We start from the raw sequence: 24,566 nt of genomic DNA on the forward strand, positions 1-24,566 counted from the left end.
GGCGATTCCGCTCCGGTCGATGCCTTCTTGCACTCGCTCGAGCTACCATCCGTCATGACGGCCAGCGATCTCATCGACGCCGCTCGCGACGTCCAGGAACGCGCCCACGTCCCCTACTCCGAGTACCGGGTGGGTGCTGCCCTCGAAACCGCTGACGGCGAGGTCTTCGTGGGCTGCAATCTCGAGAACGCGAACTTCAGCAACAGCCTCCACGCGGAGGAGGTCGCGATCGCGGAGGCAGTCAAGAACGGCCACCGCGACTTTACGCGACTCGCGGTGAGTTCGGGGCGCCGCGACGGCGTCACACCCTGTGGAATGTGTCGCCAGACGCTCGCGGAGTTCTGCGACGACGACCTCGTCGTCTCCTGTGACGAGGGCGAGGGGGAGGAGCCGACCGAGTACACGCTCGGGGAACTGCTGCCGAACACGATCAGTCAGGAAACGCTCGAGTAACTCGCAACGCGCAGTTCTCAGAACTGCCGCTCGAACGGCAGCGGATCGGAGACAGTATAGTATGGCCCGCCGAGTCGGCCGACGGTATCGAGATCGCGCATATCGATCTGGCCGTCGGTCAAGAGCTCATCGTCGACGTGGACGTACTGAACGTCGCCGAGGATCATCAGCTTGTCGTGGACCTCGATCGAATCGTGGAGCGTACACTCCATCGACACGACCGCGTCCGCCACGCGGGGCGCTGAAACCGTTCGCGACTCCCCGCGTTCGACATCGGCGAGGTCGAACTCACTCTCGTCTTCCGGAAGGGCCGCGGAGGTGTGGTCCATCCGCTCGATATCGGCTTCCGTGACGATATTGACGACGAACTCACCGCTCTCGAGCGCGTTGCGGGCCGTATCCTTCAGCTCGCTGCGGGATCCGTTGGGCGTGTTGAACAGCACGGTGGGCTCCGTCAGGGAGACGTAGTTGTACGAACTGAACGGCGCAAGGTTATCGACGCCCGCGTCGCTCACCGTACTGATCCAGGCGATCGGTCGCGGGGTGACGACGGTTTTGACCAGACGCGCGATCTCGCGTTCCGTACGGTCCGAGGGAGCGAATTCGTCCATCACTCCGTCGATATGCGACCTTACTACTCAAGCCTGCGCCTCGAGGAACTCCCCGAGAATCGTCCGGTGACACCGCTTCTTCTCGGTGTTCTCGTAGCAGACCAGCGCCAGCGACTCGCCGGATGACAGCCGATCGTTCAGCGCAGCGACCGCCGCCTGCGCCTCGTCAGCGTTCTCGAGGTACTCGCGATACGCCTCACCGAACCCGACCTGGTCCCACGCGGCGTTGTGGGCTCCCTCCTCGCAGAGGCCCTGCATCTTCATGTCCTCCTCGGCCTCGCGCATCGACTCGAGCAAGTCCGTGGGCGGCCCGAGCGCTGGGATGTTCTCGTCGACTGCCGCGTGGAACCACGACGTCGGTTGTCGAACGACACCCACACGTATCGCATCCGCCGGCAAATCGACCAGTTCGTGTTGGATCGCAGCGACGTAGGTGTCCGTAAGCGTCCCTCGAGCCATACCGGGACGGTACGCGCGTCCCGCATTTATATACAGCGTCGGATCGAATCGACGCTATTCAATGTCCCACGACAGCGAAAATCCGAACGCCGACGTCCAGTACCACCTCGAGGTCGCTCCCGACGACGTGGCGAATACCGTGCTCCTCCCCGGAAACCCCGAGCGCCTCGAGAAGATCGTCGCGTTCTGGGACGAGTACGAGATGCGGGCCCACCACCGCGAGTACCGAACGGCGACGGGCGAAGCCGACGGGACGCCCATCTCGGTCACCTCGACCGGCATCGGCAGCCCCTCCGCCGCGATCGCCGTCGAGGAACTTGCTCGAGTCGGCGTCGAGACGTTCATCCGGGTCGGCTCCTGCGGTGCGATCCAGCCCGAGATGGCCGTCGGAGACCTGGTGATCACGACCGGCGCGGTCCGTCAGGAGGGAACCAGCGACGAGTACGTCCGCGAGGACTATCCGGCCGCCGCGGATTACGAGGTGGTATCCGCACTCGTCGCCGCCGCCGAACGGCTCGGCTACGACTATCACACCGGCGTGACGATGAGCGCGGACTCGTTCTACGCCGGCCAGGGCCGGCCGGGATTCGACGGCTTCGAAGCCGCCGGTTCCGACGAGTTGGTCGACGAGCTCAAAGCGGCGAACGTCACCAACATCGAGATGGAGGCCAGCGCCATCCTCACCCTCGCGAGTCTGTACGGGCTCCGAGCCGGCGCCGTCTGTACCGTCTACGCCAACCGCGAAACCGGCGAGTTCCGGACCGAAGGAGAGTCCCGCGCCGCCGAAACCGCGACGCTCGCGACCCATCTGCTGGCGAAAATGGACGCCGTCAAACGAGAGGCGGGCGTCGACCGCTGGCACGCCGGTCTCTCGCTCGAGTAGCGCTCCGGAATCGAATAGCCATCCGGAATCGACGAGTTCCCCGTGTTAGTCTCGCATCCGGATGATGCCGTTCTCGAAGACCTTGCGGTTCGGGACGATGTACTCCTCCGAGTCGTCTTCGATCTTGGTGACGAACAGATCGACCTCCTGGACGATACCCGTCTGGTCGCCGATTCGGACCTCGTCGCCGATCCCGTAAGGCTGGTTCAGAAGGAGATAGATACCCGCGGCGCTCGAGACGAGGAACTCCTTGAAGGCGACGGTGCCGACGATGACGATCCCGATGGCGTACACCGTCAACAATATCAACAGCGCCAACACGTGGACGCCGATCTGGCCGAGCGCGATGATGAACGTGACGTACAGCACGGAGTACTTGACCAGTTTCGGGATGACCGACACCTCGGGAAGCTTGACGCCTCGCAGATACTCGCTGACGATCAGTTCCGACTTGTCCGCGACGATAAATCCCAGAATGAGCACGAGCACGGCGATGAACAGCTGCGGGATGAACTCGGTGACGCGGAGCCAGAACGCGTCAGTGTCCAGCAACTGCGCGATGTGGATCGCGGTGAGCACCGCGATGCCGTAGATGAACCAGGAACTCAGCCGGGCGACGATCTCGACCGTCGAGGTCCCGATCGACTGAGCCGTCCGCTCGAACGGCGTTCCCTCGACGGCTTCCGGGACGCCCGAGGCCGAAAGTAACTCTTCGTTGAGCTTGCCGACGAGATAACCGACGACCAGCCCGAGTGCGAGCACGGCCGCGGCGATGACGGCCGGCTCGTTGACGAACGTCTGCCAGTCCACCATATCAGTACGCCTCCGGATCGACCTCCAGAATGAGTTCACCGCCCTTGAACGCCCGGACGAGCCCGTCGCTCTCCGAGAGCACGATCGCGATCGCGTTGGTATCCCGCGTGATCGCGCCGCCGGCCATGTGCCGCGCCCCTAACCCCTTCGGAATGTCGACTCCCTCCGCCGACGGCTCGAGGTAGCGGTACGCGGAGACGATCTTTCCCGCGTCAGAGATGATAAACGCACCGTCGAGCCGCGAGAACTCCTTCAGCATGACGTTCACGATCGGATCGCCGACGTGGACGTGGGACTTCTCGAAGGGGTTGTACGAAAGCGGGCGGGACTTGTTCATCACCTTCCCCGCGTCGCCGACGATGAACAGCGCGCCGACGGGTTTGCCCTTCTGGCCCTTCTGTCCCAGTTCGATCGCCAGTTCGAGGACCGCCTTGACCACTTCGGGGTCCGCGCGGGATTTGGCGAAGATGTCGTAGATCCCGGTGTGGTTTTCCGCGTCAGCGCGGACGCGAGAAACCGTATCGATTCCATCCCCGAAAACGCTCGTTGCACAGGCGAGTTCGTCACCGTCTTCGATCACGCCCTGTTCGAGCGCGCCCTCGAGCCCGAATCTGATCCGCTCGGAGATGTCCTCGAACTCGAGGGGGAGTTCGACGAACGTCTCCGCACCCACGGCGTTTTCGGTGCCGACGACGACCACGTCGAGGTCTTCGACGGCCACGAACCGCTCGTAGTACGAACCGCTCGGTGAAAAGAGTACGACGGCATCGACACTCGCGAAGAGATCCCCGAACACGTCGTCTATCCCGGCCATTGATACTATAACTCGGTCCTGCTCGAATAAGCGTTATGGGGCGTCTGACGCTCGTCTGCCGATTCTATCCGAATTCTGCCGCGTTCAAAATAACTGTCATTATTTCGCCATTCGGTTCGGGACAGCGCCCGGGGAAGCGACCGATCGCGACACGTCGCCGTCCTCGACCCGGTTCTCGGTTCGCGGGAAGAGTTTCGATCGATATCAGCGTCGGCTCACCTCTCCGAATTCGGACTCGAGCAACGGTATCAACCGACGTGGTCTCCGTGTTCCCACTCCGCTCCACGATCCGTTCAGTGCTCACAGCTCGCTTCGGTCACTGGTCGCGAACTCGAGGTGTGGGTACAGTGAGCGTCTCACAGTGTGCGAGACCGGATTCGAACCACGGCCGCAGCAAAGCTGCTCCCTGATTCGAATCTGGTGGCTGCATTCTCCGCTCGCGAAGTTGTTCGCGGAGAATGCGCGGGACCGGATTCGAACCGGAGCAAGACGGTCGCTCTCGCTCCGCTCGAGCGCTGCGACTTGCAGGGTTCGAATCCGCTCCTGCTCCCTCACTCCAAACCGCTCGCTACGCTCGCGGTTTTCCGTTCAGTGCTCACGGCTCACTTCGCTCACCGTTCGCAAAACCGAGACGCTCACTACGATCGCGTCTCGCAGTGCGCGGGACCGGATTCGAACCGGCGGACCCCTACGGGACAGCGTCCTAAGCGCTGCGCCGTTGGCCTAGCTTGGCTACCCGCGCCCGGTCCCGACTTTTCTCGAGTCGAGTAAGTAGCTGTCGGTCCACGTCAAGGGCGTTTCACCGGCTCTTCCGGCGACCAATCCGGCGGGACGATAAACGTCACGTGCTCCGGATCCCGAAGCTGGTGGAGCTCCGCGGCCTGTTCGGCCAGCGACCGCTCCCGATACGGCATCTCGAGTCCGCAACCGGTACAGACGAGTTTGCAGGTTGGCTCTTTCATGAGGCGTCGTGAACCGACACCGCGGCTGGCGTCGAGTACCGCTTCGGTGGACGGCTGGTTTAGTAGTTGTCACCTAGTGAAATCGACGGAGAACGGCCGGTTTTCCGGGATATTCGTAGCGAACCGTTGCCATCCGTAGTACTCCATTGGGAGGCGACGGGATCGTGCCGGGGTCGTATCGGCCGACCGGCGAAATCGCGCGGTCGGACCACACGTTTATCCCGTCCGATCCGATATCCCGAGGTATGCACAGCGCCCGGGATCGCATCGAATACGAACCGTGGCTCGAGGAGCTCGAGACCGTCGCCGACCGGCTGGAACTGACGAGCGAGGCTCGATCGTGCGCGGCCGATCTCTTCCTCGCAGACGTTCCAGACGCCGATCGCTCGAAGCGAGCGGTGCTCGCTGCCAGCCTCTACGCCGGTTCGCTCGTCGCCGGTGACGGCCGCACCCAGGGCGCAGTCGCCGACGCCGCGGACGTTTCCCGACTGTCGATCCAGTCCCGCTGGAAGGAACTGCTCGAGTCGGCCGGACTCGAACCGCCCCGCTGGTAGCGGTCTCGTACACCCACTGTTTCCCGGCACAGTGGCGGACTGATTTTGCACAAGCGGACGATACGAGAACGACGCGGCGACGGAACTCGAAAATCAGTTCACGCAGAAGAGACGAGTAGCGCGCTCGGTCGACGGAAGTCGGTCGTTCGCGTCACTCGTCGATGACGGCCCCGTGCTCGTCGATCTCGCCCGCGACGATCCGGGTGCTCGAGATGATGTCGCCGTCGTCCGCGACGAGGTGGGGGACGACGACCACTTCGAGCGGGTCGTGCCCGTTTTCGCGGCGGATCTCGTTGATCCGTTTGCCGCCCTCGCGGGTTTCGGGGGAGACGACGAGGTAGTCGAACTGTGGTTCGGTCGCGATCCCCGTCGGGGATTCGAGCATCCGAATCTCGAACTCGCGGTCGTGGTCGGCAGCGATCGACTCGAGTTCGGCAGCGAGCGCGTCTTCGCGTTCGTCGTACGATCGGACGTGTCGATCGACGTCTCGCGACTTCGGTGCGAGTTCGTCGCTGGTCAACCCGACCGTCACGTCCCCGAGTTCGAACGCCCGTTCGAACAGCCGTCGATGGCCGTCATGAACGGGGTCGAAGGTCCCACCAAGCGCGACGTCCATACCCCATCTCACTTGCGCGGTGCGTATAAAACGGTCGAATCAGTGCATCTGCTTCCGTGGAATCGGGGCTCCCGCACCACTTTGATTTCGACGATTGTCGAAAGTCCCCTTCGCATTGTTTTTAGTAGTCCCCCGCAGTGTCCCCGGTATGGGATTAGATGAGGATTCACTGGAGTATCACCGCACCGATCCACCCGGAAAAATAGAGATTTCGACCACGAAACCGACGAATACGCAACGCGACCTCTCACTGGCGTACTCGCCGGGCGTGGCCGCGCCGTGTCTCGAGATCGACGCAGACGAAACCGACGCCTATCAGTACACGGCCAAGGGCAATCTCGTCGGGGTCGTCTCGAACGGTTCCGCCGTGCTCGGACTGGGCGACATCGGTGCGCAAGCGTCGAAACCGGTCATGGAGGGCAAGGGAGTCCTGTTCAAGCGGTTCGCCGACATCGACGTCTTCGACATCGAACTCGACGAAGCCGATCCCGACAAACTCGTCGAGGCCGTCAAGATGATGGAACCCACCTTCGGTGGCGTCAATCTCGAGGATATCAAAGCGCCCGAGTGTTTCACCGTCGAGGAGCGCCTGCGCGAGGAGATCGACATCCCGGTCTTCCACGACGACCAGCACGGCACCGCGATCATCTCCGGGGCGGCGCTCATCAACGCCGCCGACGTCGCGGGGAAGTCGCTCGAGGAACTCGAAATCACGTTCTCGGGAGCGGGCGCGAGCGCGATCGCGACGGCCCGGTTCTACGTCTCGCTGGGCTGTAAGAAGGAGAACATCACGATGTGTGACTCCTCGGGGATCATCACCGAGGAGCGCGCGGCGGCCGGCGACGTCAACGAGTACAAGCAACAGTTCGCCCGCGACGTGCCCGAGGGGGGACTCGCGGACGCGATGGAGGGGACGGACGTCTTCGTCGGCCTCTCGATCGGCGGGATCGTCTCCCAGGAGATGGTCCAGTCCATGGCCGACAATCCGATCGTCTTCGCGATGGCCAATCCCGATCCGGAGATCGGCTACGAGGACGCCAAAGAAGCCCGCGACGATACGGTTATCATGGCGACCGGACGCTCCGACTACCCGAATCAGGTCAACAACGTCCTCGGTTTCCCCTTCATCTTCCGCGGCGCGCTCGACGTGCGTGCGACCGAGATCAACGAGGAGATGAAGGTCGCCTGCGCCGAGGCGCTCGCCGAACTCGCCCGCCAGGACGTTCCCGACGCGGTCGTCAAGGCCTACGGCGACGAGGCGATTCAGTACGGCCCGAACTACATCATTCCCAAACCCGTCGATCCGCGGGTGCTCTTCCGCGTCGCACCGGCGATCGCCGAGGCCGCGATGGAATCCGGTGCCGCTCGCACCGAGATCGACCTCGAGGCCTACGAGGAAGAACTGGAGGCCCGCCTCGGAAAATCGCGTGAGATGATGCGCGTCGTCCTCAACAAGGCCAAGAGCGAGCCGAAGACGGTCGCACTCGCGGAGGGCGAGAACGAGAAGATGATCCGCGCCGCCTACCAGATCCAGGAGCAGGGGATCGCCCTGCCGATCCTCATCGGCGACGAGGACGACATCCGGGGAACGGCCGCGAACCTCGGCCTGGATTTCGATCCGACCGTCGCCGACCCGTCCGTCGGCGACTACGAGGAGTACGCCGACCGGCTCCACGAACTCCGCTCTCGCAAGGGAATCACGCGGAGCGAAGCCGGCGAACTCATCGAGCGCGACTCGAACTACTTCGGTAGCGTCATGGTCGAACAGGGCGACGCGGACGCGCTCCTGACCGGCCTTTCCCATCACTACCCGTCGGCGCTCCGACCGCCGCTGCAAGTGATCGGCACCGCCGACGACGTCGACTACGCTGCCGGCGTCTACCTGCTCACGTTCAAGAACCGCGTCATCTTCGTGGCCGACGCGACGGTCAACCAGGCTCCCAACGAGGACGTTCTCGCGGAGGTTACCAAGCAGACCGGGAAACTCGCGCGACGGTTCAACGTCGAACCGCGCGCCGCCTTGCTCTCGTACTCGAACTTCGGCAGCGTCGACAACGAGGGGACGCGCAAACCTCGAAAGGCGGCCTCGATGCTGCAGGACGACCCCGAAGTCGACTTCCCCGTCGACGGCGAGATGCAGGCTGACACCGCCGTCGTCGAGGACATCCTCGAGGGAACCTACGGCTTTTCGGAGCTCGAGCAGCCCGCGAACGTGCTCGTCTTCCCGAACCTCGAGTCGGGCAACATCGGCTACAAGCTGCTTCAGCGCCTCGGCGGCGCGGACGCGATCGGGCCGATGCTGGTCGGAATGGACAAGCCGGTTCACGTCCTCCAGCGGGGCGACGAGGTCAAGGACATCGTGAACCTCGCCGGCGTTGCGGTCGTCGACGCCCAGCAGGAGTGAGACGGTGAGCGAGCACGCGGCCGACCCACGGGACGGCGACTCCGAACGGAACGGCGACACCGGTCGGAACGGCGACTCCGATCAGGCGGTCCACGAAGCCGACTCCAAGCAGGCAGTCTACGAGCCCGAATCTGATCGGGCGGTCCCCGGACCCGACTCCGATCGGAGCACCTCCGAGGCCGGCGGTGCTCGGTTCACCAGACGGCAGCTTCTCAGTACCGCAGGAACTGCCGGAGCCGTCGGTCTCGCCGGTTGTGTCGGCCGACAGTACCGGTCGCCACCCGACTGCTCCGCCGTCGCCAGCGCCGCGGAGACGGCGGACGGCTACGTGCCGCTACCGGCGGACGACGACGTGTCGATGTTCCGTCGCGGACTGCGACGGTACGGCTACTACCCCGAAGAAACAGTTCCGTCATCGGTGCGCGTCGACTGGTCGTTCCCGGTCAACCGCATCGGCCATACCGCGGCCAAATCGACGCCCCGGCCGACGCCCGACGGCGAGACGGTGCTGATTGCCGGCGACGACGGTCGAATTCACGCCGTCAGACCGACCGGCGAGCACCGCTGGGAACGCGAGACCGGGGCCGGCAGAAGCCTCGGCTTCCACGGGACGCCGGCGATAGCCGACGGCACCGCCTACATCGGCGGCTACGACGGCGAACTCTACGCCGTCGACATCGACTCCGGAAGCACGATCTGGCACACCCGAATGCGCGAGTTCGGCGATGCGATCGCGATCGGCTCGAGTCCCGCGTACGTCGACGGCTCGCTCTATCTCCTCACCGAACACAAGAACCCCGCCAGCGGCGCGCTGTGGGAGGTCGACGCCGCGACCGGGAATCCGACCTGGAGCGACGACCGCATATGGGGGATGCCCCATCCCTCGCCCGCGATCGACTGCCAGGCCGGCCGGCTCGTTACCGGCTCCAACGACGGCGTCGTTTACTGCTGGGAGTTTCCCTCCCTCGAGTTCGCCTGGTCGTTCCAGGCGGGCGGCGAGGGCGGCCCCGACGGCGAATCGATGGCGAACGGTCGATTCAATCTCGGTGCGCAGATCAAGGGAACGATCCCGACGTACGACGGCGCGGCGTTCGTCGGCTCCTGGGACGGCCGGTTCTACCGCCTTGATCTCGCCGACGGCAGCGAGGAGTGGTCGTTCGACACCGGCGACGTCGTCATGTCGAATCCGGCGATCGATCCCAACCGAGGAGTCGTCTACGTCGGTAGCGATAGCCACCGCGTCTACGCGCTCGAGGCCGCGACCGGCGACGAACTGTGGTCGACGGACGTCGACGGCCACGTCATCGGCTCGATCACTGCCACGGCGGAAACGATACTCGTCGGTTCCTACGACACCCACCTGTACGCACTCGACAGGGAGACCGGTGATCGGCGCTGGCGGGTCGAAAACCGCGGCCACGTCACCAGCGGCGCGATCCCCCGCGACGGCCGGATCTATTACGCCGAGCGCGGCGTCTTCTCGAACTACTACGATGACGACGAGGAGACGGTGCTCGAGAAGCCCGGCCGTGCGTACTGCCTGGTCCCGGACGAATGACGATCGCTGCCGACGTAGACGACTCCGTGTCTCTCAGTAGATTCACATAATAAGCACTACAACAAAGCTCGCGTCTTCAGGCGCGGGAGGATGCCGATGAAATGAAGAACGGAATCAGGTTTCGAGAAACCTGTTCAATTCGCTAAATTCCTCGGGTGAGAGGATGACTTCGGTGGCGAACGCATCGAACTGTTCGAAATCATAGTCGATCGTCAGAATCGTGTTCACTTCTTCGTCGATCGCCACTTGGGCATAGTATCCGTCCCAGCCACCGATATTCGCACTGCACGCTCGAGCAAATCCTCCGCGTACGATCTCGTCGGGCATTCGGTCGTACCAGTGAATTCGCTTTGCATCCATGAAATTCTGTAGAAGCCGAGACGCATCTGCGTTCGATTGTCCGTAGTACGCCGTGAGGACGTTGTGAGCTCCGAATAGCGCAGGATACGGCACAACGGCTTCTATATCGCCGGCGATGGCATCTCGGATATACGAGAGCGCAGCATCGCGAACCGGGGTCTCCGTGTGTGCGAGAGCGATCACTCCAACGTCGAATAAATACGGATCGCCCGCGTCACTCATCGCTATCTTTCTCGGCTCCTCGCTGGACAGCGTCTCTGTGCTTCTGAGCGATCGGATCGACGCCCTCGTCGAGCGAACTCGTCTCCCCGTCTCGAGAAGCCGTCTCCGCGACGAGTTGTTCCATACGGTCGAGAATCTGTTCGGGATCGTCTTCGGGTGCGACGACCGCTTTCCCGTCTTCCTCGCGGATTTCGACTTCGGTACCGGGAGTGATACCGAGGCGATCTCGCACCTCCTGTGGAAGGACGATTCGTCCCTTCGAATCCACCTTCGCCATATTCCCACGTAGAGTGGGACCGATCATAACCGTTCTGGTGAGGGCACCGATTCCGTTCTCGCTCAAAATAGAGAAACCGTATTCCACATATGAGAGTCAGAAAGGAGGACGTCGACATCCTCGTAGCGTACTCGCAGCGGGAATTTCGTAGCAGTGCATTCAAGTAGACGCCAAGATTTTGATTGGGTATGCAAGATCAGGGACGCTCTACGCGCAAGCGAACCGGTGGCCGACTGAAGAACGTTCGAAATAGCCGCAAGGACGAACTCGGTCGACTGCCGACGGAGACCGAGGTCGGCGAGCCGCGATTCCGAACCATCGACGTCCGCGGTAACGGCACGAAGACGCGAGCGCTCGCCACGAACGTCGCGAGCGTCAACAAGGGCGACGAGACGGTGCCCGCGGATATCGAGGACGTCATCGAGAACGACGCCAACCCGAACTACGTCCGCCGGAACATCATCACCAAGGGAGCCGTCATCGAGACGAGCGAGGGTCGAGCCCGCGTCCGGTCGCGACCCGGTCAGACCGGTCAGGTCACCGCCGTTCTCCTCGAGGAGTAGCGATCGACGGGTTTCGGTCGGTTTTTGCGCACTGTTCCCGAGCGGCGCTGCCGCGGATTCAGGGCCGCGGTGCCGCCTTCTGTAACGCCGTCTCGGCGATGTTGCCGCCGTAGTCGGCGCTTCTGGATAGCGAGTCGACGATCAGTCCCAGCGACTGGGCCTGTGCTGGCTCGAGGTCGCGAAGCGTATCGTCAATCTGACGGGTGTGCTCGTCAATCTCGAGGACGGCAGCGAGCGCGTCGTGGCCCAGCCGGGTCGCCTCCTCGGATTCGTCGGCGAACAGCGCGTCCATCGACTGGTCGAAGACGCTCGCGGCTTCGACGTGGAGTCCGTGGAGGGCGTCGGCCACGTCGGCGGGAAGCTCGTCGAGTTTGAGCGCGATATCGCTGATCTTGACGGCGTGGTCGGCGATCCGCTCGAGCTGGCGGGCGCTCGAGTGAAAGTCGAAACAGGCCTCGCGCGAGACGCCCAGTTCCTCGACGGCGCGGGGCGATCGCAGCGTCGCGCGGAAGATCCGCGAGACGACGAGCCAGAGCCGGTCGACATCGTCGTCGCGCTCGATCACGTCGCGAGCGATGTCGTCGTCGTTCTCGATCAGCGCGGTCACGGCGTCCTCGAGCATCGATTTGGCGATCAGGCGCATCCGCGTGACGGCGTTGACGATCGACAGCTCCGAGGAGTCGAGGAGGTCCTGGATGACCACGCTGTCGCTGGTTTCCTCGAGAACCTCGACGCCGACGAGTCGCTGAGTCGCATCGCGGATCGCGCTGCGCTGCTCGGTCGTGATCCGGCCCGCCTCCAGCGAGATGACGTCGAAGCCGCTGACGTACATCGTCATCACCGCCCGCATGAGCTGTTCGTCCGCGAGCCCGGAGACGTCCAGCGTCCCCTCTTGGCGGCGCGTTTCGCGTTCGGGAGTGAGGAGCAGTTCGTCGCCCTCGGGGTAGAACTCGACCGTCGTCCCGCTGCTCACGTCGTTGGCCGTCGCCCACGTCTTCGGCAGCGAGACTGTGTACGTCGACCCGCCAGTCACTTGGACTTTTCGCGTCTCCATACGCAGCCGTTTTTACTGCAACAATATAAATCTACCAGTCTATAGAGAAATATGGAACGCGGGAATAGCGGCGTATTAGGCAGTCTTTGCGGTATTTCCGCTATCAACTAGAGTGTATACATCCATCGAAAAAAGTTGACAAACATAGACCTATATAGATCGTATATAGGTATGTATTAGCCGGAATCGACGGGAAGAACGCCGATCTCGGCGACGCGAACCGAGCGAGCGATACGCGGGGCAGATCCGAGACGATTCGTCGCTATCGTACGTCGGCGAGGTCGACGAACGCCCGGACGTTCGCCGATATCCACGTCGTCAACTGATCGGCCTCGGAGCACTCGCGCGGCGCGATCGTACACCGATCGGGGCGGTCCTCGTATCGGACGACGATCGACTCGAGCGCAGGCGCGTCGCTCTCGTGTTGCGCGACCGCGGCGAGTCTCCGTCGGGCGGACCGGTCGTCGTGACCGCTGGTGGATCCGTTCATGGGTTCGAGGGATCGTGTATGCGATCCGAGCGACGACACGTACAAAGCCACTGCTAGTTGTGGTATTGAGGGATCTATAGGGGTATCCGAAGGCGGGGAGAAGGGTGTCTCTCGAGAGCCCGCCATCGTGACGCGTCCCAGAGATCGTCGAGACACGAGATTTCTTTACGGTCGACCGCCCACCACGGGTATGCACGTCGTCGTCAACGCCGCCGCGAGTGCGGACGGTAAACTCTCCTCGCGCCGGCGCGAACAGATCGCGATCAGCGGCGAGGCGGATTTCGCACGCGTCGATCGGCTCCGGGCAGCGAGCGACGCCGTCGTGGTCGGCGTCGGAACCGTCCTCGCGGACGATCCGCACCTGACTGTCAAGGACGCGGAGTTGCGCTCCCAGCGCCGAGAGGACGGCCGCCCGGCGAATCCCGCGCGAGTGGTCGTCGACTCGAGCGGCCGAACCCCGACGGACGCGGCGATCCTCGACGACGCGGCGACGACCTACGTCTGTCTGAGCGAGGCCGCCCCCGTCGATCGACGCGCGGCCCTCGCCGACTGCGCCGAGTTGGTTACGGCGGGTGACGAGCGAGTCGACCTCCTGCGAGCGTTTGCGACGCTGCAAGAGCAGGGCCTCGAGCGGATCATGGTCGAGGGCGGGGGCGAACTCATCTTCTCGCTGTTCGAGGCCGGGCTGGTCGACGAGCTACGGGTGTTCGTCGGCCCGACAGTCATCGGCGGCCGCGACGCCCCGACGCTGGCCGACGGCGAGGGGTTCGTCGCCGACTTTCCGACGCTCGAGCTCGCGGAGGTCGACCGGCTCGACGACGGCGTCGTGTTGACCTGGCGAGTCGACGAACGCTAGAGGGATACTCGAGTCACTCGAACTCCGGATCGCGATCCTCGACGAACGCCGCCATTCCCTCGCGCTGATCGTGCGTACCGAAGAGGCTCGCGAAGGCGCGTTTTTCATAGGCGAGCCCGCTCTCCTGGGAGCCCTCGAGTCCCCGATTGATGGCCTGTTTGGCGGTTCGCATGGCGAACGCCGGCTGTGCGGCGAGCCGAGCGGCCAGTTCGTCGACGACGCTCTCGAGGTCGTCGTCGGGAACGACCTCGCCGAACAGACCTGCCTCCGCGGCGGAGTCGGCGTCGAGCCGTTCGCCGAGGAAGATCATCCGCCGCGCGGTTTCGTCGCCGACCAGCCGCGGCAGCCGCTGGGTGGCTCCCCAGCCAGGAATGATACCGAGATCGATCTCGGTGTTGCCGATCAGCGCCGATTCGGCCGCGACCCGCAGGTCGCAGGCCAGCGCCATCTCGCAGCCGCCGCCGAACGCGTAGCCGTTGACCGCGGCGACCGTCGGCGCGGGGAACGCCTCGAGCGCGTCGGCTACGTCGTGACCGAGTTCGCCCCACTCCTGGGCGGCTTCGGCGGAGAGATCCCGCATGTATTTGATGTCCGCGCCGGCGATGAACGCGTCGCCGGCACCCGTCAGAACGAGAACGCGCGCATCTTCGTCCGCGGCCTTCTCGAGGGCCTCGCCCATCGCTTCGAGCGTTTCGACGTTCAACGCGTTGAGCGCGTCGGGGCGGTCGACCGTGAGCGTCGCGACGTTTCCGTCCCACTCGAGTCGGACTGTGTCCCAGGACATACCGCGGCGTTCGACTGCCACCGGCATATCGTTTCGCACGGCGGGAGCGATCGAGCGCTGCCCGCGACCGCGGTCCCCGTCACACCTTTCCTCGCTCGCACCCTACTGGAAGACATGGAACGAGCCACGTTCGGCGGCGGCTGCTTCTGGTGTACCGAGGCGGCGATGAAAGAACTCGAGGGCGTCGAATCGGTCACGTCCGGCTACGCCGGCGGACACGTCGAGGATCCGTCTTACCGCGAGGTCTGCTCCGGAAACACCGGCCACGCGGAGGTCGTGCAAGTGGAGTACGATCCCGACGAAATCGGCTACGACGAACTGCTCGAGGTGTTCTTCGCCACCCACGATCCGACGCAGCTGAACAGACAGGGACCCGACGTCGGAACCCAGTACCGCTCTATCGTGCTATCTCACGACGAGGACCAGCGGAGACAGGCCGAGGCCTACATCGAGGCGCTCGACGAGGAGTACGAGGACGACGTGGTGACCGAACTGGAGTCCCTCGAGACGTTCTATCGCGCCGAGGAGAAACATCAGGACTACTTCGAGAAGAATCCCAACGACGCCTACTGTACGATGCACGCGGCTCCGAAAGTCGAGAAGGTCCGAGAGAAGTTCGAACGGAAGACGAAATCGGCGGGCGAAGCACGATAACGGCGCGCGCCGCGGGCTGCTGTCGAGTCGTCGCGAGCACACCGCTATCGAATCGTCGCAAGCACACTGCTGTCCAGCTCTCACGAGCGCACGGATTCCGAGCGACCCCGAGTATTCTCACGAGCAGCCGACCACCCCGGCGTTATTTGAGACTTTTCAGCAACGCTCTAGAGTGGGAATGCCGTTCACAAAATATTCGATACAGAGCGTCCGCAGGGGGATCCGGAACCCGGAACTCGTCTGGACGGAACTCTGCAAGTACCTCTGGTCGGCCCACCGAACCGTCTTCGAGCTTCGTCACGGGAGCGGCATCGATATCATGGCCGAAGACTGGGACACGCTCATCGTCCTCGACGCCTGCCGGTACGACGCCTTTGCCGCGCGGAATCGACTCGACGGGACCCTCGAGTCCCGGCTGTCCGCCGGCTCGAGCAGCCCGGGGTGGATCGACGCGAACTTCGCGGGGAAACGGCACCACGACACCGTCTACGTGAGCGGGAACGCTTTCACGGCGGATATCGGAGACGACGTGTTTCACGCGATCTATCCGGTACCGCCGGAGCCGGTCGCGGAGTCGTCAGCCGTCGACGCGAGCGACGTCTTGGATCCCGACCTGCTGGAAGACAGTTACGCGATCGATCCGGAAACGGTCGTCGAGCGAGCGCTCGAGGCCCACGAGAAACACCCGAACAAGCGGTTGATCGTCCATTTCCTCCAGCCCCACGTCCCGCTCATCGGTAAGACCGGCCTCGAGATCTACCAGCGGATCGCCGCCGAGGGCGATCTCTCGTCGCTTTCGCGGGGCGGCCGAGGCGACCGCTTCGGCGCGTTGAACGTTCAACTGTACGATATCATCGAGAGCGACGAGTTCGATATCGACGTCGCCGATCTGCGTCGCGCGTACGTCGAGAACCTCGAGATCGTCCTCCCATCCGTCGATCGATTGATCCGACAGTTAGACGGAAAGTCCGTCGTCTCAGCCGATCACGGCGAACTGCTCGGCGAACGGCTGCTCCCCTTCACGAGCCGAAAGTACGGCCACTTCGAGTACCTGGCGGCGGAGCAGTTACGACGAGTGCCATGGCACGTCGTCGACTCGGGCGATCGCCGACGGATCGTCGCGGACGCGCCGATCGAGTCCGCGCGAATGGATGAGGAGGCGGTGACGGAGAAGCTCCGGGTACTGGGATACCGGTGAGGAGACCCGCTGTAGCGCCGTATTTCGAGGGAGAACCGACGATGCGGGTCGCGTCTGATGCCTCTCGAGTCGGCAGACAGCTCGAGCAACCACTGGTCAGCTTCGATATCGGCCCGCTGCCATCCGTTTTTCGTCCGCATCTGGGCCGTCGCAACCGATCCTGCTGTCCGTCGAACAGTGAAAGGTACGTCCGTTCGGGGCGCGTCGTTCGAATATGGACGATCGAACGGACGTTCTCGTCATCGGAGGCGGTGCGACCGGAACGGGAATCGCCAGAGACCTGGCGCTGCGAGGCGTCGACGTTACGCTCGCCGAGCGAGGTGGACTGTCGTCGGGAACCTCGGGGCGGTCGCACGGCCTACTCCACAGCGGCGCTCGCTACGCCGAGGCCGACGGGCCGGAGGCGCGAGCGTGCCTCGAGGAGAACCGCATCCTCCGAAACATCGCCGGCGACTGTATCCGGGACACGGGAGGGCTGTTCGTGCAACTGGCCGACGACGAGCCGGCCTATTTCGAGGCCAAGCGTGCGGCCTGCGAGGACGTGGGGATTCCGACCGAGATCGTCGACGGGGAGAGCGCTCGCGAAGCAGTCCCGGGACTCGCCGCGGACGTCGAACGGGCCATGCGGGTCCCGGACGCGGTGGTCGTCCCCTCCCGGCTGGTCGCCGCCAACGCGGCCGACGCCCGCGAGCACGGCGCTCGAGTCCGCACGCACGCACCGGTCACGTCGATGACCGTTGAGAACGGGCAAGTGACGGCCGTCACACTCGGCGGCGACGCCAGCGAGACGCTCCGGCCGCGATACGTCGTGAACGCGACCGGACCCCACGCGGGACGCGTCGCGGAGATGGCCGGCGTCTCCGTCTCGATGCGACCGACCCGCGGCGTCATGGTCTCGGTCGAATACGCCGGCCTCGAGCCGGTGCTAAATCGCTGTCGCGAGCCCGACGACGGGGACATCGTCCTCCCGCACGACGGCGAGGTCGTCCTCGGGACGACGAGCGTTCCGGTCGACGATCCGGACGACTACGAGCGGGCCGACTGGGAGATCGAACGGACGGTCGAGGAGTGCGCGTCGATGCTCCCGTCGGTCGCCGAGAGCGAGCGCGTTCGAACGTGGTGGGGCGTCCGCCCGCTGTACGAACCCGAAGAGGCCGCTCGCGGCGGTCGCGGCATCTCGAGGGGGTTCCACCTGCTCGAGCACGCCGACGAGGGCGTCGAAAACTGCTGTAGCGTCGTCGGCGGGAAGCTGACGACGTACCGCCGGATGGCCGAGGCGACCGCCGATCTCGTCTGTGACCGGCTCGAGGTCGACGCCGACTGTGAGACGGCGGAGCGGCGGCTCCCGGGCGCATCGGACCCGGCGCGGCTCGACGAGTTCGTCCGGCGATTCGACGGGCAGGGGCCGACGGACGCTGACCTCGTCGGCCGATAGTGGGACCTCGTCGGTTGGTAGTGATCACGTTCGCGGACGGGAAGCCGAGACGCCGGTCTCGAGGATCCCGGCGAGCGGAGCGCCCGAAGTAACGCGTTCAGAACTCCCGTTGCGAGTCGGACCAGATGCTCACTTCAGTCGATCGATCAATATCGGCGTACAACTCGTTGCCGTCGTCGAGTCCGATCGAGATCCGATCCAGGTTGGCGACGTACCGTGACCGCTGGTGGCCGCCGTGACGGACGCCGACGGTCTCGTCGACCAGCCCGGCTTCGGTCAGCGCGTCGAGTTTGCGATACGTCGTCGAGAGCGGACGGTCCGTCGCCTCGGCGATATCGGGGATGGTCATCGGCTTCTCGAGCACTGCGATGATCTCTCGGCAGGAGTCGTCGTCGAGCGCGGCGATCACCCGCTCGAAGGCGGGCACATCGTCGGACGACGAGAACTCGAGAGACATTGGCTGACCGCAGGTTAGGAGCGAGGCCTAAAGACACGTTTGGTTAGGGGTGTCACGCTATCGACACGCGCCGAGTGGACCAACTACATGTACGCTCGGTTCGACCGATCGCGTATGAGCGACGACCGGAAATCGGACTCGCAGATCGAGAACACCCCGGGGCAGGGGCGGACGCCGGAAGCCGAGCGGATCGAGCCGGCCGCACCCGAGGAGTTCGGCCTCGTCCAGGTCTGGTGGGGCGACGGGAAAGGGAAGACGACCGCGACGCTCGGGATGGGCCTGCGCGCCGCGGGCCACGGCTACCGCGTCCACATGCTCCAGTTCATGAAGGGCGGGGCCTCGAGCGTCGACGCGGTGCGCGGCGAGTACAACGCGATCGCCGCACTTCCCGGGCTGAGCTACGAGAACCTCGGCCACTACGGCTGGCACGGGATGACTGACGGCAGCGACGAGGCGGACCACGAGGCCGAAGCGCAGGCCGGCCTCGAGCGCGCTCACGAGCTACTCGAGGCGGCGGGAGCGACCGACCTCGACGAGCCGATCGACCTCGACGCGGAGCCGGAAGCGGGCGTCCACATGCTGATCCTCGACGAAGTTCTCTACGCCGCGGATCGCGGGCTGCTCTCCGAGACGGACGTCCACGAGCTTATCGACGCGAAGCCGGACGGCCTCGAACTCGTGCTGTCGGGTAGCCACACCGAGCCGTCGTACCTGGCGGATCGCGCCGACCTGATCACGAACGTCCGAAAGGAGAAACACCCGATCGACGACGGGCAGCGGGCGCGACGCGGAACCGAGTTCTGAACGGAATCGGCGGTCGTCGAGTGCTGCTGTGAGGCCTCTCCGCTGCTCGAGCGGACCCGGATTTTTGCCGGTTGCGGTCGATGACTCGCACATGACAGACCGAACCCGCGCACACGTCTTCGTCTCCGGAACCGTACAGGGCGTCTACTACCGCGCAAACACGCGCGATACGGCCCGCGACGAGGGTGTCGACGGCTGGGTGCGAAACCTCGAGGACGGCCGTGTCGAGGCGGTCTTCGAGGGCCCCGAGGCCGCGGTCGGGTCGATGATCGAGTGGTGTCACGAGGGCAGCCCCGCGGCCGATGTCGAGCGCGTCGAGGCCGACTACGAGGAGCCGCGGGGCGAAGACGTGTTCGAGATCCGCTACTGAAATGGGGGAGAGATGACAATCGAGGAAATCGAGCGGCGAAGCGACAATGGGACCGTCCTCGAGTCTCTATCGCATCCAGTGACCGGACGGCATCGACCTGGCATTCACTTCGAGAGCGAGGACGGCTATCGAGCGCGCCCATTGAAGCGAAACCAGACGGCGCTCGAGGAGTGCTGCTGATGGGCATCATCGATCGCTTCGAGGAAGAGTATCTCAGCGTCTCGAGCGCTCGCGCGTCAGTTCGGGAGTTGCTCGAGTTGCTCGTCGGTGCGGTGCTGTTCGTCGTCGGTGCGAGCGCGCTGGCGTACCATCTGCTCGGCCAGCAAATAGCGATCTGGGTCGCTGGAGGGCTTGTCGTCATCTTCGCGATCACGCTGGTTTCACAGGCCTACTGGGCCGTTACCGGCCGCGAGGACTACGAGGAGTAGCCGGCGGCTGGCGCTCGCCGCTCGTCGCGCGCAGTTCCGCTCACTCTCCCTCAGCGGTTTCGTAGCGGCGAGCGCCGCGGATCATCCGAGTAGTCAGGAGTCCGACACCGACGACGAATGCGATCCATATCACCTCGGCGCCGTCGAACGGCTCCGTGTACTCGACGACCGCGACGAGCAAAACGAGTGCCGCCACGTACAGAGCGTTGGTTCCGATGAAATTCGCCAGTCCTTCCTCGTCTGCGACGCGGTTCGGGTCGTAGCCCGCGATCAGCCGAACCGCACCGAAATACTTGATCAGGATTCCCAGCGTCGCAGTGAACGCCGCCGATGCGAGGAGGCCGACGACTGACCCTGTCACCATACGGCAATAGTGACAAGCTATTCATAAAAATCGTTCCGGGTATCTCGGCCGGCAACGTCCCTACGCGCCGGTCCGGAGGTGATGAAAGACGTAGGTCTGGGCGTACCCCGCGTACTCGCCCCCGAACCGTTCGCGAAGGGCGCGCGAGGTGTCGGCATACGAGTCGCGGTCGCAGTCGGGATAGTACTCCTCGATCGCCGACTTGATCCAGGTGTCGAGCGGGACGGCCTCGTCGAAGTCCAGCGAGAAGAGGAGCACGCAGTCGGCCACCTTGTCGCCGACGCCGACGAACCGCGTCAGGTACTCCCGCGCGTCCTCGTACGGAAGGTCGCGCGCCTCGGCCGGATGGCCCTCGCCGCTGGCGACCATCTCGGCGGTCCGGACGACGTAGGGAGCGCGGTATCCCAGTCCGAGCTCGCGGAGTTCGGCTTCTGTCGCGGTCGCGAGCCGTTCCGGCGTCGGAAACGCGTGATAGGTCTCGCCGTCGAAATCGATTTCGTCGCCGTACTCGCGGGCCAGCGTCGAGACCATGGTGTGAATCCGCCCGACGCGCATCTGGGCCGAGCAGATAAACGAGATCAGACAGCCGAAGGGCGGATCCGCGACCAGTCGCATTCCGCGGTGGGCCTCGTACGCCTCGCGGAGCAGCGGATCGTCCGGTCCGGCCGCGACGATCGCCTCGAGGTCGTCGTCCAGGCGCAACAACCGGCGGACGACCGGCTCGGCGTGGATCGTCGACTCCCACTCGAGGGCGCCGTCGCGGATCCGGACACGGATCACGTCACCAGTGGACCCGTTGGCGGCATCCGAGTCGCCGGATACGGCGTCCAAGCCGACGACCGTCGAGTACCATGCGCCGGGAGCCGGCGTATCGGTGTACATCTCACCGTCGTCGCGCCGCCAGAGGTAGCTCTGTCCGCTCTCGAGGGTTCGGTACAGATCGAGTCCGCCGGCGAGTTCGTCGATTGGGATCGTCCCCGTTTCCATTCGATCGCGTCTTGGGTCCCGCCGGTCCTTTGCCTTTCGAACCGACGCTCGGGCCGTCCCGGTCTGTGATCCACGCCCGGCAGCCACACGGCGATAGTCCCGTCGTGGGGCGAACCTTCTTACTGGAGGCGGTGCAATGTCTGTGTATGGATTGCAGGGTTGTGGTCGAAGCTGCCGTGCCGGTCTTCGACGTCGAAACGGCGGACGAGGCGATCCGAATCGCCATCTCGAAGACGGGTGAGATGTTGAACCCTGACCTGAACTACGTCGAGATCAACATGGGCGAGCGCACCTCCCCATCGGGAGAGGAGCTTCCCCCCGCGTTTATCGCGGCCGACGAAGCGCTCGTCGCGCTCGAGTTGGAGATGACCGTCTTCAACGTCGAGCGCGAGGAACACGCCTCGCGAATCGCGCGAAAGGAAATCGGCCAGCTCCTCGAAAACATCCCGCTCGAGGTCCTGCACATCGAGGTTCTAGAGGACGATGGGGACGGGGACGAACCGGCCGACGAAGAGTCGACCGCTTCCGCCGACGAGTCGACAGCCACGGATTCGGCTGGCGACACCGACGAGGACGACACCACCAAGGACGACGCGGACGACGAAATCCTCCCCGAGTTCGAGGACCTGGTCGAGTAACGATCACACCGGTCGCTCGTCCCCGTTTGCTGCCGAATTGCTCACCCACCAGATCCGCTATTCGTCGGTGACGAAACCCTCACCCTCGAGCAGAGAGCGATGCGTCGAGTCTCGCCAGTCGACGGTGTCGATGGTCGAAGGATACGACGAGAATCTCAGTCCGCAGTTGCGGCGACAGCTTCTTCCTGCTCACCTTCCCGCATGTTCATCGTGATTCCCCCAGCAAGCGCAAAAACGGCGGCTTTGTGATCTGTTTTCGATTTGTGGATCGATGTCGGTCGAATCCCCTTGGCTTCGTACTCGCCGAGATCGATCTGACAGTTATCCCACTCTGCACACTGATTGGATACCTCCGCGAGAAGGCCGTGAAGGTGAATGAGCTCCTGCTTCTTCATACCATCCTCTCCTACCCACTGCAGGGTTATATTATTATCTTGAGTTGCGTTAACACGCGACCCGTATCGGCCGAGTGGTGTGTCATCGACGGGAACGATTCGAATGCGGTGCCTACGCGAGAGATCCCAAACGACGGGAGCACGGTACAACGGTATTTACGGGTGTAATAGCTGCTTTCGCTATAGTTTCTGAAAGGCTAGAGACTGAACGGTAACAGGTACCTACTCCGGAACACTGGCGGCGAAAATGCGGTTTTGATCGACCTACCCGAGCTGTTTCAACGTCTGGAGATCGCGATCCGTCCGCATGAATTCGGCAGTACGATGGGAGGCGTGACAGTTCGGACAGTGAAACATTTCGGTGGGCGTCGGGAGTTCGTCCGGAGAAACCTGCCAATCTTTCGTACATTCGGGGCACAACAGCTGGACGGTCGTTTTATCCATGTTACACACGTTCACACGAGGGATCAAAAACGTTGTCGCAGTCTCGCTCGCTCGAACGCACCACCCGCGTCGGTACGACGCGACAGATGACAGCCGTCACACGACGTTTCAGTCGTCGATTCCGGGTTTACGCGGGGGCGGCCGTGTCCGACGCCTCGAGCAGCTCCTTGTAGCGGTTTCGGATGGTGACTTCGGAGATGCTGGCGACCTCGCTGACCTCGTTCTGGGTAACCTTCTCGTTGGTCAACAGGGCGGCGGCGTAGACCGAGGCGGCCGCGAGGCCGACCGGCGACTTGCCGCTGTGGACGCCCTCCTGACGAGCCGACTCGAGCAGCTCCCGGGCCATCCGCTCGGTCTCGTCGGAGAGATCGAGGTCGCTGACGAACCGGGGCACGTAGTGTTCGGGGTCGGCCGGCTTGACCTCGAGGCCGAGTTCCCGAATGATGTAGCGGTACGTGCGGGTCAGTTCCATCTTCTCGACGCGGGAGACGGCCGAGATCTCGTCAAGGCTGCGCGGCGTGCCGGCCTGTCGGGCGGACGCGTACAACGACGCGGTTGCGACACCCTCGATCGAGCGACCCGGAAGCAGGTCCTCCTCGAGCGCGCGGCGGTAGATGACCGACGCGGTCTCGCGGACGTTCTCCGGGAGGCCGAGCGCGCTCGCCATCCGGTCGATCTCGCCGAGCGCCTGCTTCAGGTTGCGCTCCTTGGAGTCGCGAGTACGGAAGCGCTCGTTCCAAGTGCGAAGGCGCTGCATCTTCTGGCGCTGGCGGCTCGAGAGCGCGCGGCCGTAGGCGTCCTTGTCCTGCCAGCCGATGTTCGTCGAGAGCCCCTGATCGTGCATCATGTTCGTCGTCGGCGCGCCGACGCGGGACTTCTCGTCCTTCTCGCTGGCATCGAATGCGCGCCATTCGGGGCCGCGATCGATCTCGTCTTCCTCGACGACGAGGCCGCAGTCCGTACAGACGGTCTCGGCGTGTTCGTCGTCCGAGACCAGTCGGCCGCCACACTCCGGACAGTGCTCTTGCTCGTCGGAAACCGCCATGGTTTCCTCTTCTTCGGTTTCGGTCTCTCGGTCGTTCGTATAGGTTCGAATGTTGGTGTCTGTCATGGTGTATCGGGTGGGTTACTCGGGGCTCCCGGGTGGGATAACCAGAAGAAACCCGGTCGCCGCAGCTAACATAGAGTTAGGGCGTAAGCCATATAAAGATTTCGCCTACTTTATAAACTAACCGCAATTACTGGTATATATGTTCCGGTTACATAGTTATTAATCGTGTTAGATGGCGGGGCGGGATACAGGTTCCGCGCGTCGAGCGAATTCCGCTACTCGACGGTGAAAAGGTGCCCCTCCGTCGGTACGTCGAACAACCCGATGCGGGCCCCCGCATCGAGCCACGCGTGCCCGTAGGAAAACGAGGCCAGCGCGTTGACGAGATCACCCTGTTCCCGAAAGTGGTTCCCGTCTTCGAGATATGACGCTGCCATCTCGTCGCAGTCGGCGGCCGCTTCCGCCATCGGGGTTCCGTCCGGCGGCGCGATCGACGCGGCCTCGAGCGCCTCCGCGAGTAACTCGCCGTACCGGTTCGTCTTCTCCTCGAGATCGGCAGCCATGGATGAGACTCGTCGCTCGAGTCCGTAAGTGCGTCGACTCCGTCG

General features: G+C 64.0%; 33 protein-coding genes and 1 tRNA gene. 15 read left to right on the plus strand and 19 right to left on the minus strand.

Going from position 1 to position 24,566, the window contains the following annotated elements; all coding sequences use genetic code 11:
• Window positions 1–54 precede the first annotated feature (54 nt).
• Complete coding sequence (cdd, locus tag LDH74_RS10215; protein ID WP_226042394.1) at window positions 55–453, plus strand: cytidine deaminase; 399 nt, start codon at window positions 55–57, stop codon at window positions 451–453.
• Between the two features lie 17 nt (window positions 454–470).
• On the opposite strand, the gene LDH74_RS10220 is transcribed toward cdd, so the two are convergent.
• Both LDH74_RS10220 and LDH74_RS10225 read right to left on the minus strand, forming a co-directional pair.
• Complete coding sequence (locus tag LDH74_RS10220) at window positions 471–1,064, minus strand: flavin reductase family protein (protein WP_226042395.1); 594 nt, start codon at window positions 1,062–1,064, stop codon at window positions 471–473.
• Window positions 1,065–1,091: 27 nt separating this feature from the next.
• A complete protein-coding gene (locus LDH74_RS10225) occupies window positions 1,092–1,523 on the minus strand; it encodes a DUF488 family protein (protein ID WP_226042396.1) in 432 nt (143 codons plus the stop codon).
• Between the two features lie 61 nt (window positions 1,524–1,584).
• Between LDH74_RS10225 and LDH74_RS10230 the strand changes: the two genes are divergently transcribed.
• On the plus strand, window positions 1,585–2,406 hold the full coding sequence (locus LDH74_RS10230; protein WP_226042397.1) for a nucleoside phosphorylase: 822 nt from the start codon (window positions 1,585–1,587) through the stop codon (window positions 2,404–2,406).
• 45 nt (window positions 2,407–2,451) lie between these two features.
• On the opposite strand, the gene LDH74_RS10235 is transcribed toward LDH74_RS10230, so the two are convergent.
• The 4 genes from LDH74_RS10235 to LDH74_RS10250 all read right to left on the minus strand — a co-directional run bounded on the left by LDH74_RS10235 (window position 2,452) and on the right by LDH74_RS10250 (window position 4,995).
• On the minus strand, window positions 2,452–3,219 hold the full coding sequence (locus LDH74_RS10235; RefSeq protein WP_226042398.1) for a mechanosensitive ion channel domain-containing protein: 768 nt from the start codon (window positions 3,217–3,219) through the stop codon (window positions 2,452–2,454).
• A 1-nt stretch (window position 3,220) separates the two neighbouring features.
• The gene (dacZ, locus tag LDH74_RS10240) at window positions 3,221–4,033 is read right to left on the minus strand and encodes a diadenylate cyclase DacZ (protein WP_226042399.1); all 813 of its coding nucleotides are present in this window, start codon (window positions 4,031–4,033) and stop codon (window positions 3,221–3,223) included.
• Between the two features lie 657 nt (window positions 4,034–4,690).
• Window positions 4,691–4,775, minus strand: a tRNA-Leu gene (locus tag LDH74_RS10245).
• 46 nt (window positions 4,776–4,821) lie between these two features.
• Window positions 4,822–4,995 carry a hypothetical protein gene (locus LDH74_RS10250; RefSeq protein WP_176548193.1) on the minus strand — a complete coding sequence of 58 codons (174 nt, stop codon included), beginning with the start codon at window positions 4,993–4,995 and terminating at the stop codon, window positions 4,822–4,824.
• 245 nt (window positions 4,996–5,240) lie between these two features.
• Here LDH74_RS10250 and LDH74_RS10255 point away from each other — a divergent pair, with 245 nt between their 5' ends.
• Window positions 5,241–5,549 carry a transcription initiation factor IIB family protein gene (locus LDH74_RS10255; protein ID WP_226042400.1) on the plus strand — a complete coding sequence of 103 codons (309 nt, stop codon included), beginning with the start codon at window positions 5,241–5,243 and terminating at the stop codon, window positions 5,547–5,549.
• 151 nt (window positions 5,550–5,700) lie between these two features.
• On the opposite strand, the gene LDH74_RS10260 is transcribed toward LDH74_RS10255, so the two are convergent.
• Window positions 5,701–6,165 (minus strand): phosphopantetheine adenylyltransferase, encoded by a 465-nt coding sequence (locus LDH74_RS10260; protein WP_226042401.1) that lies wholly within the window; start codon window positions 6,163–6,165, stop codon window positions 5,701–5,703.
• A gap of 148 nt (window positions 6,166–6,313) precedes the next feature.
• Between LDH74_RS10260 and LDH74_RS10265 the strand changes: the two genes are divergently transcribed.
• Both LDH74_RS10265 and LDH74_RS10270 read left to right on the plus strand, forming a co-directional pair.
• Window positions 6,314–8,569, plus strand: a complete 2,256-nt coding sequence (locus tag LDH74_RS10265) for an NADP-dependent malic enzyme (protein WP_226042402.1) — start codon at window positions 6,314–6,316, stop codon at window positions 8,567–8,569.
• 4 nt (window positions 8,570–8,573) lie between these two features.
• Entirely contained in the window at window positions 8,574–10,127 is a 1,554-nt protein-coding gene (locus LDH74_RS10270) for a PQQ-binding-like beta-propeller repeat protein (RefSeq protein ID WP_226042403.1), read from the plus strand.
• 114 nt (window positions 10,128–10,241) lie between these two features.
• Here the strand turns inward: LDH74_RS10270 and LDH74_RS10275 are convergent, their stop codons facing one another.
• The gene (locus tag LDH74_RS10275; protein ID WP_226042404.1) at window positions 10,242–10,709 is read right to left on the minus strand and encodes a hypothetical protein; all 468 of its coding nucleotides are present in this window, start codon (window positions 10,707–10,709) and stop codon (window positions 10,242–10,244) included.
• The gene (locus LDH74_RS10280) at window positions 10,702–10,986 is read right to left on the minus strand and encodes an AbrB/MazE/SpoVT family DNA-binding domain-containing protein (protein WP_226042405.1); all 285 of its coding nucleotides are present in this window, start codon (window positions 10,984–10,986) and stop codon (window positions 10,702–10,704) included. Before LDH74_RS10280 ends, LDH74_RS10275 begins: the two co-directional genes overlap by 8 nt.
• Window positions 10,987–11,174: 188 nt before the next feature.
• Here LDH74_RS10280 and LDH74_RS10285 point away from each other — a divergent pair, with 188 nt between their 5' ends.
• Window positions 11,175–11,549: a 30S ribosomal protein S8e gene (locus LDH74_RS10285; protein ID WP_226042406.1), complete on the plus strand. Its 375-nt coding sequence runs from the start codon at window positions 11,175–11,177 to the stop codon at window positions 11,547–11,549.
• A 58-nt stretch (window positions 11,550–11,607) separates the two neighbouring features.
• On the opposite strand, the gene LDH74_RS10290 is transcribed toward LDH74_RS10285, so the two are convergent.
• Together LDH74_RS10290 and LDH74_RS10295 are read right to left on the minus strand one after the other, a co-directional pair.
• Window positions 11,608–12,603 carry a phosphate uptake regulator PhoU gene (locus LDH74_RS10290; protein ID WP_226042407.1) on the minus strand — a complete coding sequence of 332 codons (996 nt, stop codon included), beginning with the start codon at window positions 12,601–12,603 and terminating at the stop codon, window positions 11,608–11,610.
• Window positions 12,604–12,865: 262 nt separating this feature from the next.
• Window positions 12,866–13,093 (minus strand): hypothetical protein, encoded by a 228-nt coding sequence (locus LDH74_RS10295; RefSeq protein WP_226042408.1) that lies wholly within the window; start codon window positions 13,091–13,093, stop codon window positions 12,866–12,868.
• 190 nt (window positions 13,094–13,283) lie between these two features.
• Here LDH74_RS10295 and LDH74_RS10300 point away from each other — a divergent pair, with 190 nt between their 5' ends.
• The gene (locus tag LDH74_RS10300; RefSeq protein ID WP_226042409.1) at window positions 13,284–13,949 is read left to right on the plus strand and encodes a 2,5-diamino-6-(ribosylamino)-4(3H)-pyrimidinone 5'-phosphate reductase; all 666 of its coding nucleotides are present in this window, start codon (window positions 13,284–13,286) and stop codon (window positions 13,947–13,949) included.
• 13 nt (window positions 13,950–13,962) lie between these two features.
• Here the strand turns inward: LDH74_RS10300 and LDH74_RS10305 are convergent, their stop codons facing one another.
• Window positions 13,963–14,733, minus strand: a complete 771-nt coding sequence (locus LDH74_RS10305) for an enoyl-CoA hydratase-related protein (protein ID WP_226042410.1) — start codon at window positions 14,731–14,733, stop codon at window positions 13,963–13,965.
• Between the two features lie 114 nt (window positions 14,734–14,847).
• Here LDH74_RS10305 and msrA point away from each other — a divergent pair, with 114 nt between their 5' ends.
• From msrA to LDH74_RS10320, 3 genes are all read left to right on the plus strand, one after another.
• Window positions 14,848–15,387 (plus strand): peptide-methionine (S)-S-oxide reductase MsrA, encoded by a 540-nt coding sequence (gene msrA, locus LDH74_RS10310; protein ID WP_226042411.1) that lies wholly within the window; start codon window positions 14,848–14,850, stop codon window positions 15,385–15,387.
• Between the two features lie 178 nt (window positions 15,388–15,565).
• Window positions 15,566–16,585, plus strand: a complete 1,020-nt coding sequence (locus tag LDH74_RS10315) for a hypothetical protein (RefSeq protein ID WP_226042412.1) — start codon at window positions 15,566–15,568, stop codon at window positions 16,583–16,585.
• Between the two features lie 214 nt (window positions 16,586–16,799).
• Window positions 16,800–18,020 carry an FAD-dependent oxidoreductase gene (locus tag LDH74_RS10320; RefSeq protein WP_226042413.1) on the plus strand — a complete coding sequence of 407 codons (1,221 nt, stop codon included), beginning with the start codon at window positions 16,800–16,802 and terminating at the stop codon, window positions 18,018–18,020.
• A 97-nt stretch (window positions 18,021–18,117) separates the two neighbouring features.
• Here the strand turns inward: LDH74_RS10320 and LDH74_RS10325 are convergent, their stop codons facing one another.
• Window positions 18,118–18,477, minus strand: a complete 360-nt coding sequence (locus LDH74_RS10325) for a helix-turn-helix domain-containing protein (RefSeq protein WP_226042414.1) — start codon at window positions 18,475–18,477, stop codon at window positions 18,118–18,120.
• Between the two features lie 114 nt (window positions 18,478–18,591).
• Here LDH74_RS10325 and LDH74_RS10330 point away from each other — a divergent pair, with 114 nt between their 5' ends.
• The 4 genes from LDH74_RS10330 (at window position 18,592) to LDH74_RS10345 (ending at window position 20,079) form a co-directional block, all read left to right on the plus strand.
• The gene (locus LDH74_RS10330; protein ID WP_226042415.1) at window positions 18,592–19,281 is read left to right on the plus strand and encodes a cob(I)yrinic acid a,c-diamide adenosyltransferase; all 690 of its coding nucleotides are present in this window, start codon (window positions 18,592–18,594) and stop codon (window positions 19,279–19,281) included.
• Window positions 19,282–19,372: 91 nt separating this feature from the next.
• Entirely contained in the window at window positions 19,373–19,651 is a 279-nt protein-coding gene (locus tag LDH74_RS10335) for an acylphosphatase (RefSeq protein WP_226042416.1), read from the plus strand.
• 12 nt (window positions 19,652–19,663) lie between these two features.
• Window positions 19,664–19,831, plus strand: coding sequence for a hypothetical protein (locus tag LDH74_RS10340; protein ID WP_226042417.1), 168 nt, complete (start codon window positions 19,664–19,666; stop codon window positions 19,829–19,831).
• Complete coding sequence (locus tag LDH74_RS10345) at window positions 19,831–20,079, plus strand: hypothetical protein (RefSeq protein ID WP_226042418.1); 249 nt, start codon at window positions 19,831–19,833, stop codon at window positions 20,077–20,079. The genes LDH74_RS10340 and LDH74_RS10345 overlap by 1 nt, the downstream gene beginning before the upstream one ends.
• 40 nt (window positions 20,080–20,119) lie before the next feature.
• Here LDH74_RS10345 and LDH74_RS10350 read toward each other — a convergent pair whose 3' ends face one another.
• Both LDH74_RS10350 and LDH74_RS10355 read right to left on the minus strand, forming a co-directional pair.
• On the minus strand, window positions 20,120–20,443 hold the full coding sequence (locus LDH74_RS10350; protein ID WP_226042419.1) for a DUF3784 domain-containing protein: 324 nt from the start codon (window positions 20,441–20,443) through the stop codon (window positions 20,120–20,122).
• Window positions 20,444–20,503: 60 nt separating this feature from the next.
• The gene (locus LDH74_RS10355) at window positions 20,504–21,430 is read right to left on the minus strand and encodes a DNA glycosylase (protein WP_226042420.1); all 927 of its coding nucleotides are present in this window, start codon (window positions 21,428–21,430) and stop codon (window positions 20,504–20,506) included.
• Window positions 21,431–21,576: 146 nt separating this feature from the next.
• Between LDH74_RS10355 and LDH74_RS10360 the strand changes: the two genes are divergently transcribed.
• Window positions 21,577–22,068, plus strand: a complete 492-nt coding sequence (locus LDH74_RS10360; RefSeq protein ID WP_226042421.1) for a DUF555 domain-containing protein — start codon at window positions 21,577–21,579, stop codon at window positions 22,066–22,068.
• Window positions 22,069–22,223: 155 nt separating this feature from the next.
• Here the strand turns inward: LDH74_RS10360 and LDH74_RS10365 are convergent, their stop codons facing one another.
• The 4 genes from LDH74_RS10365 to LDH74_RS10380 all read right to left on the minus strand — a co-directional run bounded on the left by LDH74_RS10365 (window position 22,224) and on the right by LDH74_RS10380 (window position 24,521).
• Window positions 22,224–22,463 carry a UPF0058 family protein gene (locus LDH74_RS10365; RefSeq protein WP_226042422.1) on the minus strand — a complete coding sequence of 80 codons (240 nt, stop codon included), beginning with the start codon at window positions 22,461–22,463 and terminating at the stop codon, window positions 22,224–22,226.
• Window positions 22,464–22,727: 264 nt separating this feature from the next.
• On the minus strand, window positions 22,728–22,907 hold the full coding sequence (locus tag LDH74_RS10370; protein ID WP_226042423.1) for a hypothetical protein: 180 nt from the start codon (window positions 22,905–22,907) through the stop codon (window positions 22,728–22,730).
• 127 nt (window positions 22,908–23,034) lie between these two features.
• Entirely contained in the window at window positions 23,035–24,018 is a 984-nt protein-coding gene (locus LDH74_RS10375; protein ID WP_226042424.1) for a transcription initiation factor IIB, read from the minus strand.
• Between the two features lie 215 nt (window positions 24,019–24,233).
• Window positions 24,234–24,521, minus strand: coding sequence for a DUF357 domain-containing protein (locus LDH74_RS10380; RefSeq protein ID WP_226042425.1), 288 nt, complete (start codon window positions 24,519–24,521; stop codon window positions 24,234–24,236).
• Window positions 24,522–24,566 lie beyond the last annotated feature (45 nt).

This window comes from Natrinema sp. DC36, assembly GCF_020405225.1.
Classification (GTDB): domain Archaea; phylum Halobacteriota; class Halobacteria; order Halobacteriales; family Natrialbaceae; genus Natrinema.